This window comes from Pleionea sediminis (assembly GCF_007570825.1).
Classification (GTDB): domain Bacteria; phylum Pseudomonadota; class Gammaproteobacteria; order Enterobacterales; family Kangiellaceae; genus Pleionea; species Pleionea sediminis.
This window is the reverse complement of the sequence record NZ_SUNB01000004.1, coordinates 61431-78348: the sequence shown is the minus strand read 5'-3', so window position 1 is coordinate 78348 and position 16918 is coordinate 61431. Positions and strand designations below refer to the sequence as shown.

At 39.7% G+C, this 16918-nt stretch carries 10 protein-coding genes; 1 reads left to right on the top strand and 9 read right to left on the bottom strand.

Annotated elements, in window-relative coordinates; all coding sequences use genetic code 11:
- Window positions 1–150: 150 nt before the first annotated feature.
- The 5 genes from FAX86_RS15795 to FAX86_RS15775 form a co-directional block, all read right to left on the bottom strand.
- Window positions 151–1923, bottom strand: a complete 1773-nt coding sequence (locus FAX86_RS15795; RefSeq protein ID WP_144394438.1) for a hypothetical protein — start codon at window positions 1921–1923, stop codon at window positions 151–153.
- 562 nt (window positions 1924–2485) lie between these two features.
- Window positions 2486–4099 carry a methyl-accepting chemotaxis protein gene (locus FAX86_RS15790; RefSeq protein ID WP_164503619.1) on the bottom strand — a complete coding sequence of 538 codons (1614 nt, stop codon included), beginning with the start codon at window positions 4097–4099 and terminating at the stop codon, window positions 2486–2488.
- A gap of 78 nt (window positions 4100–4177) precedes the next feature.
- On the bottom strand, window positions 4178–4597 hold the full coding sequence (locus FAX86_RS15785) for a substrate-binding domain-containing protein (RefSeq protein ID WP_144394437.1): 420 nt from the start codon (window positions 4595–4597) through the stop codon (window positions 4178–4180).
- 15 nt (window positions 4598–4612) lie between these two features.
- Complete coding sequence (locus FAX86_RS15780; protein WP_144394436.1) at window positions 4613–5776, bottom strand: porin; 1164 nt, start codon at window positions 5774–5776, stop codon at window positions 4613–4615.
- 283 nt (window positions 5777–6059) lie between these two features.
- Window positions 6060–7055 carry a hypothetical protein gene (locus tag FAX86_RS15775; RefSeq protein ID WP_144394435.1) on the bottom strand — a complete coding sequence of 332 codons (996 nt, stop codon included), beginning with the start codon at window positions 7053–7055 and terminating at the stop codon, window positions 6060–6062.
- Window positions 7056–7557: 502 nt separating this feature from the next.
- Between FAX86_RS15775 and FAX86_RS22245 the strand changes: the two genes are divergently transcribed.
- Window positions 7558–10338 (top strand): endonuclease, encoded by a 2781-nt coding sequence (locus tag FAX86_RS22245; RefSeq protein ID WP_164503618.1) that lies wholly within the window; start codon window positions 7558–7560, stop codon window positions 10336–10338.
- A 128-nt stretch (window positions 10339–10466) separates the two neighbouring features.
- On the opposite strand, the gene FAX86_RS15755 is transcribed toward FAX86_RS22245, so the two are convergent.
- The 4 genes from FAX86_RS15755 to FAX86_RS15740 all read right to left on the bottom strand — a co-directional run bounded on the left by FAX86_RS15755 (window position 10467) and on the right by FAX86_RS15740 (window position 16914).
- Window positions 10467–11330, bottom strand: a complete 864-nt coding sequence (locus FAX86_RS15755) for a DUF3592 domain-containing protein (protein ID WP_144394434.1) — start codon at window positions 11328–11330, stop codon at window positions 10467–10469.
- Between the two features lie 167 nt (window positions 11331–11497).
- On the bottom strand, window positions 11498–12559 hold the full coding sequence (locus FAX86_RS15750) for an efflux RND transporter periplasmic adaptor subunit (protein WP_144394433.1): 1062 nt from the start codon (window positions 12557–12559) through the stop codon (window positions 11498–11500).
- Window positions 12549–15623, bottom strand: coding sequence for an efflux RND transporter permease subunit (locus FAX86_RS15745; RefSeq protein ID WP_144394432.1), 3075 nt, complete (start codon window positions 15621–15623; stop codon window positions 12549–12551). The genes FAX86_RS15750 and FAX86_RS15745 overlap by 11 nt, the downstream gene beginning before the upstream one ends.
- 259 nt (window positions 15624–15882) lie before the next feature.
- A complete protein-coding gene (locus FAX86_RS15740) occupies window positions 15883–16914 on the bottom strand; it encodes a hypothetical protein (RefSeq protein WP_144394431.1) in 1032 nt (343 codons plus the stop codon).
- Window positions 16915–16918: the final 4 nt, after the last annotated feature.

The following is a 16918-nucleotide window of genomic DNA, read 5'->3' as shown; positions in this document are numbered from 1 at the left end:
TAAGAAGTTAATTGCTTTATTTGTTTATGGACTCTAATTCATAATGGTTTGAGTCACATCTTTATAAATTCCGTAAAATAACAGACCAAAACAAAAACCAGTTTTGGTCTGAAACTCGCAAAATGCACAAAGACTAACTTTTTTCTTAAATTAAATCGATTTTAAAAACTCTATCAAAGCTAATTTCTCATCACGTGTCAGGTTATCGCAAGTAAACATGTGTCCTCTATCACTGTAGGGTTCTTCCATAATGGTTGGTCTTTGATGATCAATACAGAATAAGTCTTCGAGTGAGTCGACAGAGCCATTATGAAGAAACTTATCCTGTGTCCATAGTCCCGACAATCTTGGTGCTTTAATCGAATGAGTTAATATTAAAGGTTCTTCAGGATAGATATTAGGGACTGGTTCACCAAAGTCTTTCTCCGCATCAAAATACCACTTTTGTGCTTCATCAGTGCCTATTTCATCAAAATCAAAGACATCCAGACTCATGTAACGAGGTCCATTATGGCACTTGCTACATTCTTTGCTTTTAAATAATACTTCGCCTTGATCAATGAGAGACTGTGAAAGAGATTCTGAGTTTTTGGGCGGCTTCAATGAATACATATACTCAACCAAAGGCTTTAACTTTTCATCGCCCCAATCTTGTGGATCATCGGTACCCAAAGCAACAAATGTTCTTCCAAACCGATACAAATCATGCATACCACCAGCCCAGCCGATGCGCACATGCGACATCGGGTCATGGCCCGCATCAGCAAACTCTGCAGGAGTAGGAATCCCATAGGCGCTTAATATTTTTAGTGGAGAGTGAACATCATCATTCGTTTCATTCGGGAACATAACTGGATCCTGAACGCCCGCCTTCCAACTCGCAAAAGCTTTTTCTTGTTCAATGTCCATTGGCGTTTGCTGTGGTAATGATAATAGCGGCAATAGTGTCTTAATTAATTCCCAGTAATTCGGTTTACTATTCCACTCGTCCAGCATCGGTTGAATTGCTGCAATTGCTTCTGGAGCATGTTCGTTTTCATTGACTTGCCCTGCTGCCATTTGCGGAAACAATCCTATGGAAAGCAATTGAAGTCCGTACTCATAATTAACATTACTCTGCCCTACGACAAAACGGCCATCCGGCGTTTGACCAAAATGGCAACTTGCGCAAGTCCAGTTAACAGTAGGAATTTTACTTCCTGGAAAATCAGGCGCATCAGCAAGTCCAATCGGTAACTCTTGTTCATCGTAAGGATTGGTGAACATACCCATTTTTTCCCAACCTTTACCTACCGTATTGGGTAAAACCTTTTGCATAAAGGTGAACAACTGGGTAGGCGCACCAAAGAAATTGAAATGTTCATAAAAATACATCCATTTTCCACACAGTAGCATTTGACGACGACTCGCGTTATCAACATCCGCAAAGTACTTATCGCAAGCGCCGAAAATTTCACCGTATTCAAGTATTTCTTCCAATGAATCGGACACATTAACAATTTCTTTGTCATTTGGCGCAGGAGGAAAACAAGTGTTCTCAATCAACTCTTTATTAGAGCTCCATTGCCCGCCATTCCACCAACAACTCAAAACAGAATCGTCAACACCACAACGAGCGTATTCATCATTTTTATCTTTATTAAAAAAACACACACCTTTTACTGGTTTTGGGTCACAACGAAACTGCTCATAATTTCCAGGCTTGCCTCTAGAAACATCGCCTTCTTCACAAGCAATCTGTGCCGAATTTTGAGACCAGAAATCACCGGTAAATACAGAGCATTGATACGTACCATTGTTTTTGAAACTTTCACATACATTGAGATCTGAGTTATCAGCATGAGCATTAATTAAAAATACATTAAGACATATCATCTGAAAAACAAAGAGCTTTTTAACCACCTTTTCGACGTAAACTGTCATATTTATATCTCCATATTAAAGTGCTCTGGTAAAAAACATTTAACTTATTAAGGAAACCACTCGCTTTCATCCAGAACGTTAATTATTTATTGAATTTTTAAACAGCGTTTATTGACACATAAAATTCATTAACCGTAGGTGAAGCGCGGGCATTTTAATCTGTCTAAGAATTGTTCTCCAAAAGTATTAGACAATTCATTTTAAATTGAGTTAATTATCTCTAGTAACGCATAAACTTTAGTTTTTTGAGAGGACTAAGATTGAAGTTAATCACTTATCTAAAGTGCTCTAATTCATGTTTTCAAAATATAAAATCGATATTGAAATATATATTAAATCTATAAGCACAGACTAATTCGTAGTTATGAAAACTTAATAATCCATTTACAAGCCTTTATTAAATACATGAGCTAATTCATTTTTATGAGGGAAAAGCGTTTAGAAGGAGGTTTTTTTGAATTACTTGATGTGATTGGACTTTTCGAACCCAAAGATGTTTTTTGAGATATAAATTTTTAGAAATCGCTCATAACACGATGTCTTAAACTCTTAAGAGATTCTTTTAGACTTTAAATTGCTTCGCAATTGATTTTAGTTGTTGAGTCATTGTTGAAAGTTCATAACTGGCATCATTTAAACGCTCTGCATGCTGACTGGCCTGTTCCGTTCTAAAATGGATATCAGACACTTTTTCAACAATTCCGGTCGCTAAAGATTGTTGTTCATCCGTTGAATTAGCAATTTTCGTATTCATTGAATTAATAGAGTTAATAGTTTCTGTAATAGCTATCAGACTTTTTCCTGCTTTACTCGCGCTATCAACACTTGTACTCGCTCTATCCGTGCTATTTTCCATGGTCGCGACAGCTGAACGTGCCGCGTTTTGTAACTTTTCAATAATCTTATTAATTTCTTCGGTAGATTCTTGAGTTCGCGATGCGAGTGAACGAACTTCATCGGCTACAACAGCAAAGCCTCGTCCTTGCTCTCCTGCTCTAGCAGCTTCTATCGCTGCATTAAGTGCCAGTAAATTAGTTTGCTCTGCAATACCTTTGATTACATCCAAAACAATACTGACAGAATTACTGTCAGCTTCAAGTTCGTGAATCACATTAGATGTTTCGCGTACATTTTCTGCGAGTAAATTAATCGAGGCTACTGTCTCATCAACCACTTGTTTACCTGTCACGGCTTCTGAATTTAATCTTTCAGCCGCATTCGCGGCTTCAGCAGCATTAGTCGCAACGGCTCTTACCCGTTGACTCATATTGTCTACTGACTCTTTCGTCGCATCAGCACCGTGGCGCTGTGCAGCAATATCAGTTCGTGATTCTTCAGCAAGCTCATTCAGCGCATGCACTAAATTAGCCAACGGCATTACCGATTCAATAACTTGCTTTATGACAGAATGAAGCTTATCCATAAAACTATTGAACCAATGGACCAATTCTCCTATTTCATTCTGACTTGTATTCTCAATTCTTACCGTAAGATCGCCATTTTCCTGAGCGATATTTTTTAGCGATCGGATCACGGAACCTAAATTAGACTTAATGGCAAAGGTTACGGGAATAGCGACCGCAAACAAAATAACTATCGTAGCAGCCCCCATGACGTAACCGACATTAACGATAGTTTGCGCTTGACTGTTCGCACTCTCGATGGATGATTTAAAGGTGATATTTAGCTCATCGCGAAATTTTTCCAAAGCCAAATAAGCCGAATCAAAGTCAGTATTTATTTGTTGAGCTCTGGCTCCTAAAGAGCGAAAATCAGCTGAACCATTAATCATGTCTTTTGATAACTTAAAAGCGGCATCAAAATAATCTTTGAATTGCGACTCGACTGGCTCAATAACCGATGAGAAATCATTAGATACTTGGTTTATTTCTGACAATTGAGTTAACACTTGTTTGGAGAGGTCTTTTGCTATATCGAGTGACTCCTCGTCACCAGTCGTCACTGCGCTACTTAAAGTGTCCTTAACTCGCTCCATACCCACTAATCCCTGATCGGCTAATTGCAAAGCAGGAAAATGGACATCGCGCGTTTTTTCAAGAATGGTTTGATTATCAATTGCAGTAAAAGTAGAAAGAATAATATAGACAGAAAAGCTAATCGCTCCCAGAGTGGGTATCATTAAAATCTTTTGGCCAATCGACAACCGACTAAGCATAAAAACTTCCTGTCACCTCTCAGTTGAGGATAGAAATTCAAAAGAGCGTACCGATTAATCATCGGCACGCTTAACCTGTTAAAAAGTGGCTAAAACTTTTACCGAACTATCAACTTTTGAGGCATCCACATAGCCGATACCGCTGGGCTCTTCAGCCACTCGAGCTAATATTTCTGCGTCACTTTCAACTTCTTCGGGTGGTGTTCCTTTACCCGTAAAGACTAGTTTAGACCAGTACGCTTTAAGTTGCGTGGCACTTTTGTCCAAAACCTTTTCATTGAATTCATCCGACACTTTACTTCCTGGGCTTTGACTAAAAGCAACGATGGACTTTCCATTTGAAAAACTTTTTATTTTTCCAAGAAAAATTCGCTCAATATCCTTCTCACTAAGTTTCGCGTTATTGGAAGGATGCACAACGATAGCAACATCAGCATTAGCCTTGACTGAAAATCCCAAAGAAAGAAGAACGATAAATAATGATATAAATAATTTCATTCGTCATCCCTCCCCTTAAAATACAGTTACGATAGCGGCTGAAATCAATCCTCGATCGTTATCGGGGTTGGTCTCATCATCAATCATATGGTAATCAAGTTTAAAGGCAGCCGACGGATGAAAATCGTATCGCATGCCGAAAGTGTGCCGGCTGTTATAATTCCGTTGAGCATCAACCAGTCCAGCGGCTGCGGCTTGTAAAGCTGGATCGGCAATATTGGCATAAAGCTCGGGCTTCTCATCCGCTTCATTTTCTTCGTAAGTGTAGTGCCACAAAAACTCTCCCGTTCTAAAACCACCAGAAATATACCAAACGTTTAAATCAGGTTGAAAGGAATCTTCAATCTCTAACATTGCGTATTCCGCTTCAACAAACCAATCCCCTGCATCGTATTTGGTGCCGAAGTCTGCAAAGAATCCCAAATCACCATCAATTGATAAATTAGAAGCCGCTTCGTTTTCACCGGCAGCTTGTAACGAACCAATCAAATCAAACCCGCCTAATAAATCTTGAAATGGAACATCAACAAAACATTCACCACATTGAGAATAAGCTAAACGAAACGTCCACTCGTTATAGGTTAAGTTCCATACAGCACTCATCACGTCTTTGAGATCGGTTTGTGACTCGATTCCACCCGGCGTGGTTGTTCCTTTAAACCGGCCTACCAAAAATTGGACCGAGCTGTCAAAGTCGCCCAAGTAACCGGAATAGGTATAACTAACACCATCGACATTATCGAAGCCGACGTTATACACAGTTTGTGGTGTTCTAACCCAGTGATAGGCATAACCCACTTCGACAAAATCGGAGTAGCTGTAAAATGGAATTCGAAGTCGACCAAACTTGATATTGCTGTTATCGGAGAAGTCATAACTTAGGTATGCCCAAGAAAATTCTGCATCAAAGCTATCTGCGCCACGTGCAACAATTTGTGCTGTTGCCGAAAATCCATCGGACATGTCTCCCGTTGCCTGTAAAGCAAACAAAGATTCGTTAGCAAAATCTAACTTATCGTCATAGCTGTAAGTATTTTCTTCGTCATCGAACGTCGAGCCCACCACAACATTGGCAAAACCGTTAAACCGGATTTCTGCTGAGGCATTACTTGAAGCTAATATACAACCAGCTAAACCGATGGACATGGATGCTGTCCAAAGGAAGGGTTTTCTCACCATTTTTGTTCTCCCATTTGTCATATTATTCAAAATATACTAGTCGGTAATATCAGTTTTAACAAACTAATTGCTTGAAAAGAAAGAGATTTAATGATTAATAAATGGCCAATAATCGCTTGAAATTTTCTTATAGCCGACCATATATCTCGTATTAAATTATCCTAGAACGATAATTAATGAGCGCTATTTTAATTGATTGACGCATAGACACCTGTGACTCAATCAGCATAAGAGTAAACACTAGAGCTAAATTATTGAAAATAGAGAGAATTTTGGTTATTTATCAATCACTCCCACAATAAACAATAGGTACTTCAGTAAACATTCCTGACACGAACGAATTTTTCATGCCCTTTTTTATTGACGAGCCTTTAAAACTAATAAAAAGTTTACCTGAAGCTCTACCTAATGAAGGTTCGCTACAAGTCAAACCCATGATCTCCTTTTTCTGCCATTGGGTAATCTCTATTAAATAAGCTAGAGAAGTGTTCCATGTAATGGTTTCATCGGCATTGGGTGATTTCTTGATTTGAAAATACCCTCCCCCATAAGACATATTTTTGGTTAATGTCTTATTTTCGGAAGGTTCAGTCTGAAGTTTGATATGGATACTTTGAATTTTGGGATTTTGGTAGCGTTCGATTCCCGGACTCGACTTTGGATCAAATGTTGCGTCGCTAATCTCAAGCCACCATTCTCCTTTATTCCTCATGGCAAACACGACCGTTTTCGGTTTAAAGACCTCTCCATTGGCCATACCGAAAAGGGGGATTGATGGTATTTTCTCATCTGATGCAGTCTCTGAATAGGTCATCCCATACCCTTCGGCTACATTATTAAGAGTTAATGTATCCATTAATGAATCTTTTTCTGTACTAGGCTTTTCATTAATCTTAAGCCGATACACCGATGCTGAAAGTGAATTTGTACTGTCGCTTATCTCTTGTTTTTCGTTAGATCGCAAATTATAAATGCGCTTTGAACTTCCTAGTTGTCTACCTGCACTGTCTAACCAAATGCCACTAACCTCAAAACTCTTCGTAACACCTGATAGGTTATTTAGATGGTATATCACGTTGAATTGTTTTTTATCGAGCTTAGTTGTCTTAACTCCCGTTAGTTCAATAGTATTCTTTAGATCTTTTGCGATATTCGTCTCGACAGTCAGGCCTTTTCCTTGTAATTCTAAACGATTCTTTGTATCAGACTCACAAGCTATTAACAAAAGATAGATTAATATAATCATGAAAATACGATTGGATATTTTAATTTCATTCACTCTAAGACCCTCCTTATCGGGAACTTACTATCAACTGAAGGTCTACCAACCAATTGAATATCATGATTACGTTGAGTAACTAACAATATGCGTGAGTACATTAAAGAATAAGAAAGAAGTTGCTATCAGGTATAGACCAATTCAATGTTGACCTTGTTAAAAAACTATAGCCTAAATTATTTTGTATAAATAATATCTTCGCGGAAATAAATCATCCATTCGGATTTAACAACGATTTCCAAAACGTAGTTTAATTATCCTTGTGTTACTCAATACTCTAAAAAACACTGATCAGAGCCTAATATTTTTAGAAACAGAATAAGTCGTTGTGAGTTATTACAGAGTGACATTAGTCTAACCTTAAATTTATTCGCATATTGGTAATAGTACATTGAGAATCCAGATAAATATTGCGATAGTGCGCGCACTTTGAAGTCGATGGATATTTCTCGCTCTCTTGCCTGCCAAATATCTTGTCCGATCCAGTCTTAATGAGGGAACCATGAAACGAAGCGTCACATCGAGTTTTTCGCTATTAGCGACAGTTTTTGCGACTATCTATTCCAATCAAGCGTTATCTACCACAGATGAGTATTATAAAAATATAGACACCTCTTCTCCCCAAGCTTTAAGACAGAGTCTGCACAATATTATTGATGACCACACAAAGATTCCCTATTGGTCGGATGAAACTCAAGACAGCTGGGATATTTTAGAAGCCGCCGATACCGACCCGAGTAATCCTAATCATGTTCTCGACATTTACAAAAATGCGTCCTACTTAAAAGCTGGCGGCAGTAACGACTTTTATAATCGCGAACACTCTTGGCCAAAATCTTATGGTTTCCGAACTGATGGCCCCGATAACGCCCCCTATTCAGATGCCCATCATTTATTCATTTCAGACAGTCAATACAATTCTGAAAGAGGTAATAAACCTTTTGCTAACTGCGATTATTTTTGTGAGCCCAAGTATACCGAGTTTAATAATCAGCAAGGCGGAACCTTGGAATATTCGAACCTGACCACAGGATCAGGTATTGAAGGTCATTGGGAAGTATGGCACGGCCGGCGTGGTGATATTGCTCGAGCCTTACTGTATATGGCTGTGCGTTATGAAGGTGGTTATCACACATTAACCGGAACCAATGAACCTGATCTTCGATTAACCGACAACAGAGAACTGATTGCAAACTCCAAGCTACAGAAGACAGACCCCATCAAAGGCATAAGCTATATGGGCTTAAAGTCTGTTCTTTTAGAATGGCACGAACAAGATCCCGTTAGTGCGGAAGAACGCTTACGAAACAATACGATTTACAACGTTCAAAATAACCGCAACCCTTTTATCGATCATCCGAACTACGTTGCTTGCGTATTCAATCTTGATTGTCGAGAGTTAGGTGGCATTCTAGGTGATCGAGAAGCGCCCGCAGCGCCTCAAAACGTTCAAGCCACACTTCATAACCGATACACTCAATTAAGCTGGGCAGCAAATGAAGAATCCGATATTGCGGGATATCATGTTTATCGTAGTATTAATAATGAAGATAATTATTATCGAGTTAACGACTCCGTAATTACGGACACCTTTTTCAAAAATGAGCACTTGAATGCCGCAACAACTTACTCCTATAAAATAGTTGCTGTAGATACATCCAGCAACTCATCAGCCGAATCACAGCCCATATCAATAACGACGGAAGTAAATACAGAAGAAGACTTGCAAGTATGGGTTAATGAAATAGCTTATGACAATACCGAAACAGGTGTTCGAGGCGGTATTGAAATTGCGGGCACCAATGGCTATGACCTCACCGACTGGCGTGTCATCTTATACAAAGGCGAAGACGGTTCAATTTACAAAACACAAACGCTGACTCGAACCTTAGTTGAAAGTCCCAATGGTTTTACGACCTTGTGGGTAAATTTTTCCGGTATGAAAAATAGTCCTCTGGGCATTGCATTAGTTGATAACAACAATCGAGTCATTCAATTTGTAAGTTATGGCGGTTCTTTTACCGCACTTGAAGGTCCAGCGATTAATCTAAAATCCGAAAACATTAATGTTTCATTAACCCCAACGACTCCGATATACGAAACATTACAGCTCGGCGGAATGGGCACTCAATACTCCGATTTCGTTTGGCAAACCGCTCTTCCTCAAACAAAAGGCAATGCCAATACCAATCAGACTTTCGGCGAAAGTACCGATTTGACTAAACCAGTACCCCCAGCCAATTTAACTGGATTAGCAACAGAGACTGCCATTCTATTAGATTGGACCAATAACAATGAAAATGATTTAGCCGGTTACCGAATCTATATTAGTAACGATAACAACAACTTTGATTTACTCGAAACGAACCTCATTCGGTCAAATAGTTATACGGTCAATGAATTGATGGCACATTCCAGTTATTCTTTTTATGTAACCGCTATCGATCTGTCTCGCAATGAGTCTTTACCTTCAAACGTTATCAAATTAATCACACTCGACACGATCGATAATAACGATTCAAATGAGACAACCGAATCAACCGAATCAACCGATTCAACCGATTCAACCGATTCAACCGAATCAACCGATTCAACCGATTCAACCGATTCAACCGATTCAACCGATTCAACCGATTCAACCGATTCAACCGATTCAACCGATTCAACCGATTCAACCGATTCAACCGATTCAACCGATTCAACCGATTCAACCGATTCAACCGAGTCAACCGAGTCAACCGAGTCAACCGAGTCAACCGAGTCAACCGAGTCAACCGAGTCAACCGAGTCAACCGACACTCAAGTATGGATCAACGAAATTCACTACGATAATTCGGGCAGTGATATTGCAGAACAGGTTGAGATTGCAGGTTCAGCCTACATTGATCTCAATGGCTGGACAATTGTGCTCTACAATGGAAAAGGTGGTCGGGTTTATCAAACGATTGAACTTAGCGGACGAATCGAAAATCAAAGTAATGGTTTTGGCGCTATCTCCATTTCTATAAACAACATGCAAAATGGCGATGCCGATGGGGTTGCGTTAGTTGATGCTCTAGGTAACGTTATTCAACTGCTTAGTTATGAAGGCACATTCACCGCTACTGATGGCCCAGCGTCAGGTATGCAATCAATTGATATTGGCGTTAACGAAACTAACAACACAACAACTGGGTTTTCTTTGCAATTGGCTGGGCGGGGTAAGCAATATTCAGATTTTATGTGGCAAGAGCCACAAGCTCAATCTGCAGGAACCCTAAATTCAAATCAAGTATTTGAATGATCGATTAATAGGGGTACTTTTTTAGCTTAACTATTTTTAACTTGATTGTTTAAAAGGCATGACTCATTCGGTTGTGCCTTTTAAAGATTTAACCATAATCATCGATGATCTAATAGTATCTAACCGAACTACGACGAATAATAAGCCATATACCAATAAGCAAAATTACCACCGAGCACCAGAATTGGCAAAATGATACTACCTAATGTTTTGCTAAAGCCGTTTGGCAAAATATTATTTGCGCCATCAAACTTTGATGAACCAGGTAACGAATCAAACATTATCGCTTTCTGTGGATTATCTCTTAAATAAACCAACCGCTCTTCATCGTCATCTTCTAATTGTCTTGTTTGATGAGTTTTTTCAGTTACTGTGTGTGTTCGTGAATTATGATCTTTAAAAACAAACGTTAATTTATAAACCCGTTGATCATTGATCGTTGTATTGGTCGGTTCCTTAGACGTTAACTTACCGGTTGTTAAAATACCGTTAGCTAATAAGTGACTCGCTTTAATCCCTTTACGAATACCCAATATGACCATAATAACTCCTGTTAATGGCAGTAATCCGATTAATGATAACCAAATACTGAATGGGCTACGACGTAAGCCCTCAATACGCGATAATCTCGGATTACCTTCAGGATACTCAACACGAACGGGGGTATTTACTTTAAAATATCTCCCAGTTGAAAACGAAAAATCCTCAAGCTCGTCTCCTTCAGGTGTTATAAATCGAAAATACACTTGATAAACCGATCGTTCATTAACCTCATAGTTTAACTCGACACTCTCAATAACTGTTCCCGACACTCTCGTTAAAGGCCCGCTAAACTTAAACTCAGAAAAATCTGCATTTGCCCCAAATACCCAGAAAAAGATCATTCCGAAGCCAAATAAAAACCAACCGCTTTGAGACAGACCACCTCCAAACAGTAATTTAATCTTCACAGATAGAGGTAATGTTCGAGGCATACTTGTACGCACGTTCATATCATCTTCATCCTGAAATGTTTAAGTAAGCTAAAATTACTATTGTAAAAATATAGCTTAATTAACTCCCTCGCCCAAGGAACTACAGTAGAAACTATCAGGAAATTAAATATATCGTAAAAGTTTCAAAGCCAAATAATATTAAGACGATTTTTCATAGACGAATACTAGTCCAATATAATAACCGATTGCCCGGGTTGAATTCGTTCTGCCCCGCGAACGATGACTTTATCGCCTTGTTTGATCGAGTTATGTAAAGAAACCCACTGACCATCAATTTTATCAACTTTTGCAGTCAGCTGTTCTGCTCTCAATTCATCATTCACACGATATAGAAATACATTGCTTCCTTTTACAATTAGTGCATCTCTTGGTATCGCGATGGTGTTTTCCGACTTCTCTTTGGGCAGGCTAACAGTAACGGGCGCGCCAGTAATCCAACCTTGTTCATTAACCGTGAGTCGAACTTCAATCATACGCGACACAGGATCGCCCACAGGCACTAAAGCTCTCACGGGTAAACGGTAAGATTGTTCTGCCATAGCAACGGAAACCTCACTATCGATCGACAGAAAGCGAACCACCGACATTGGAGCGTATAAACTCACTTCCAAAGCTTGGGTATCAACCAACTGGAAAACCGTTTCGCCCATCGATAAATACTCACCGACATCCGCCATGCGTTTTGTTAAATGACCATCGAAAGGTGCTTTAATGTTGGTATTGGATAAGTTTTTCTGAGCAAGCGCAACTTGTGCCTTTGCATCTTCAATATCGTGCAATAACATATCTCGGCGTGCTAATTCTTGTTGCAACTGCGCTTTCGATGCGCTGTCTCGTAATGCTAGTGTATTAAAGCGACTGACTTCTTGCTCTCGAAATTTCAAATCAGAATTTAATCGGCCCAGTAATGCTTTGGCACGTCGCAAATTTATATCAAAGACTTCTGGATCAATTTTGGCGATGATATCCCCTGCCTTAACCTTATCCCCTACGCGCGCCATCCATTGAATCTCGCCGTCAACTTGTGTGGATATTTCAGCATCATGAATGCTAATAACGGATCCAGAAACGTCCATTGTTGGCGCAATCTTACGCTCTTCAGCTAAAGCAATTTTAACTTGCGCCGGCGGCATCTCTTGCTGTTGTGATTGACTATCAACAGACGTGACTATTAAGCAAATCGACATGCAAAAATAGCCGTTTATTCCAAATTGTTTAAAGTTCATCTGACACCTTTTTTTCGCCGGTTAGCTGTAACAAGCTTGGTAATAATACTAAAGTAAATATAGTAGAAATACTCATTCCACCAACAATTGCAGCAGCCATGCCTCGGTATATTTCACTACCAGCGCCAGGAAACAATAATAGCGGCAGCATTCCAAACAAACTGGTCAAAGTACTCATAAAAATAGGGCGCAATCTTAACCTTAATGCTTCACGAACAGCATCGACACGAGACAATCCTCTTTGTTCGGCCTTTTGAGTTTGCGCAACCAGTAAAATTGCATTATTAACAACCAAACCTAATAGAATAATAAATCCAATCATGCCTAAAAGATCGAGTGGTTGAAACTTTATCAAATTCATCAGTTGAATCATTAATACACCACCGACACCTGCCAACGGAATTGAAATGACAATCAATGATGCCGACTTTAACGAACGAAATAATGCGGCCATGATCAATAATAATAAAATAAATGCCATTACAAAATTTAAACTTAATGTTCCAATTGCACGCGATAAGTCCTCTGCACTGCCTGCATAATTGACGTCACCATCTTCAGGTAAACTTTTTAATAACTCTGGTTCGACTTTCGACTTAAGTTCGCCAATTAAGTCTTCCAGTGACATACCTTCTGCTGGATTAACAACCAAACTATAACCACGTTTTCGTTCAAAACGCACAATTGCACTGGGCGAAGGCTTTTGTTCAATCGCAACCAATTCACCCAAAGGCACCACTCCACCTTTGGGTGTCATGACTGGAACCGCGGCCATTTCTTCTGGCGTATCATAGGGTACGGATTTTACATAAATATCCAATTGCTCTTCACCGTTAAAATACTCCCCGAGCCAAGCGCCTTGGCCTAACTCTAAAACGACGACAGCGAGATCTTGACGAGTCCAACCAACTTCAGCCAGTCGAACATCTTTTGGAATAAATCGTAATTCGGTCGTGTCGGCAAAAGGATCGGGTACGGGATTGGCCGTTGCGCCTGGAATCATCGACATCACCATTCCCATTCCTTGCATTGCTGCATTTTTAGTTGCCATTAAATCGGTTGATGTAATTTCCATTTCAACACTATTGGTATCACTAAAACCACCGAATAAACTACGCCGCATAGAAAAACCAAATAAATCGGGAATCCCTGAAATAATTTCGGTTTGAACGACATTTTGCAGCAATTCTAAATTGCTGCCCTCAGCGCCATTAATGGCTAGCCATCCGCCAGATGCTCCCGGAAATGTCCAGAAGAAATAATCACTAACCGCTGGTTGTTTCTGCCCAGTTAAATAAGGCTGCAAACGGGCATCAATCACTTTCGCGATTTCTTTATCAGCGGTTTTTACATTGGTTCCTGGAGGAAAGAATAAAAAACTATCAATCGTATCGCGTTTTACAGGCGGCAAATAATTACTACTTGGCCATAGCAATAAAGTTAGAGCAATCGGAATTGAAATTAACGCACCCACCCAAGCCCAACGCTTTAAAGAAGTGTTAGTTATGGTCATTAATCGATTGGCCATGCTGTCCCAAATTGACTTATCCTTCGACTGTTGGGGAAGCGCTCTCATCCAATATCGGGCACTGGTAGGCAAAATAGTAACGGCCACTAACAAAGATATTGAAACACCGATTGCGATCGTTAAAGCCAAATCTGCAAACATTTGCCCTTCAGCATCTTCTAAGAACATAATTGGAATGAAAATAGCAACCGTCGTCGCGGTGGAAGCTAATAAGGCACCCCAAACCTGAGTTGCTCCTTCATCACTTGCGTCTTCTGGAGATTGACCGCGTTCACGCAAGCGCACAATATTTTCTAAGACAACAATGGCCGCATCCATGACCATTCCCGTTGCAAACGCTAAGCCGGCCAATGAGATTACATTCAGTGATCGACCTGCTAAGTTTAGAACAACAAAAGTCGCTAACAATGAAACAGGAATCGCCAAAGCGATTAACAACGTTGCACGCCATTGACGTAAAAACAACCATAAAACGCCAATCGCTAACAGCATACCAATGACCAGATTACTGCCCAATAATCCCATCGCCCGAGTAATGTATTTACTGGGGTCAAAAGAAAACTGCGCTTTTAATCCTCGCTGTTTAAACTCTCCCGCATTCAGCTGATCCAATTCAGACTTTACAATTTCTAGCGCTTCTAACACATTAGCGTCATTGGTTTTAAATACCGCTAAACGAAAACTTCGATTTCCATTTTGGTAAATAAAACCATCTTCACGTCCGGGTCCTATATTGAACTCTGCCAAGTCACCCAGTTTTACTGGCTGACCATCGCGCCAATCAAGAATTAAATGTGATAATTGCTCATAATCGTAACGTCCTTCGTAGCGCATAATATATTGTCGTCGACCGACATCCACAAAACCACTGGAAATATCCGCAGACTGACCAATTTGCCGGGTTACTTTAGCAATATCAATTCCTAACTCTGCAGCTCGATAGGGATCAAAGATAATTTGTAATTGATTGCCGAGACCGCCAGTTCCATCATCAAATTCAATTCTAGAAACACCATACAAACTTTGAAGTCGCGGGACGATATCATCACGCAAATATTTAGTGTTAGCAGCCCTCTGCTCCGCCGTGCTATCAGAGCTTTGCTGAATAAAATATTCAATCAATGTGTCATTTGCATCGCCCCATTCACCCATTAATATTTGAGGCTTTTCTGCATTGGCTGGTAACGGACGTAACCGATTCAATCGACTGATTACCTCAATCATCGCTCGTGTCATATCAGTTTCAATATCAAATTCAAGCTGCATAAAACCAAAGTTAGCCATATTCCAAGATACGAGATCCGTCATCCCCGGTGTTCCCATCAAAACTTCTTCAACAGGAACACTAACTTCAGACTCCATTTCTGCAGGCGATGCTCCTGGCCAAGAGTTGATAACCGATATAATCGGCTTCTCAATATCGGGCAACAATTGCGCAGGAATTCGAACTAATGAAATCACACCCAGTAGCAGAATAATGGCAGTAACAACAATAACCGCGGCTGGATTATGTAAACTTTGGCGAGTGAGACGCAATTTGTAGTCCGTTGGATAGAATAGAAATTGAGATGCGATTTTATCGGGGATTAACTGGAAAAGATAGATTTAACCGTTTTAACAGCGGAAATTTCTGTTGCAAATAGTGTCAGAACTTTTTTACTACTTAATTGAATGGACTTTCACTACAAATCATTAATACACCGCAACTAACCAATTACACTGCGACTACCCAATAGTGAATTTTATTTAAGCAATGTTAGTCGCTCGAGCTACTCATGCTCCACTCATCTAAGCCTTACAAATCAACAGTCAGTGAAACTAAAATACGCGATAATTCTTCTTTGTCGGAGTTATCCAATTCTTCAAGAAAATAAGAAGTTCGTAATCCAACTGTTTCAGAAAAAGCGTAAGCTATTGACGCTCGACTGCCACTCATTGCCGTTGCGAACCACCAGTCATCATCATTAAAAGCGGCTACCGTGGAGTCTTTCTCGACACTTTGGTATGAGTAAGACAATGAAAGATTCGTATCAACAGGAAAAAAATCTAAATCAATTCTGGAAGCTCGGTTCTCATCATCTACCGCAGTATTCACATACGCAGTCATATTCGCATCGAGCTGACCAGAATCAAATAAATGACTAACGCCTAAATTTAATCCTGCCAACTGATAATCACTCGCCGTAAATACATCTAATGAATTTTGTCGCAGAGCATTACCCTGCAATTCTAAATCAAAGTGTTTAATAAAACTGAGACCATACCGGAACAACATTTCATTCAAACTCAATTCTTCAAAGTAGTCCGCTACAAACATTTTAGAATCGACATTATTGATGTCATTCGTCGAGCCATAAGCGCCAACGGCGAGAAAACGTCTCTTATTATTGTTGACTGACTGATATTGATAAGTAATTCCAGTTGGACTGAGATCTCTATCCCAAACCATAGGATTTAAAAAGAAAGACAGACGTTTACGACCAATCTCCAAAGTATGTTGTGGATTGAGTTGAATTCCCCAGAAATATTCATAAGCTCTTGAGCCGGTTGAATACTCATTTTCAATAAACCAGGCTTCATTTTCTCGATTATCACTCGAATACGCTGACTTAAATGAAACACCAATATTCATAAAGGTTTCAGTTTCAGGTAACCATTCGAAGCCATAAGTCGCGTAGAGAGATCCGCCTTCAAGTCGCTCATTTCCATTAGGTAGATCATTAACTTGATCATAGACGCCCTCAAAGCTCAAATTCCAGTCAATATTCGAGTATGCCTGAGCGACACCAGATGAAAATAAGACGATCAACCAATAAGCGCTTTTCATTGAG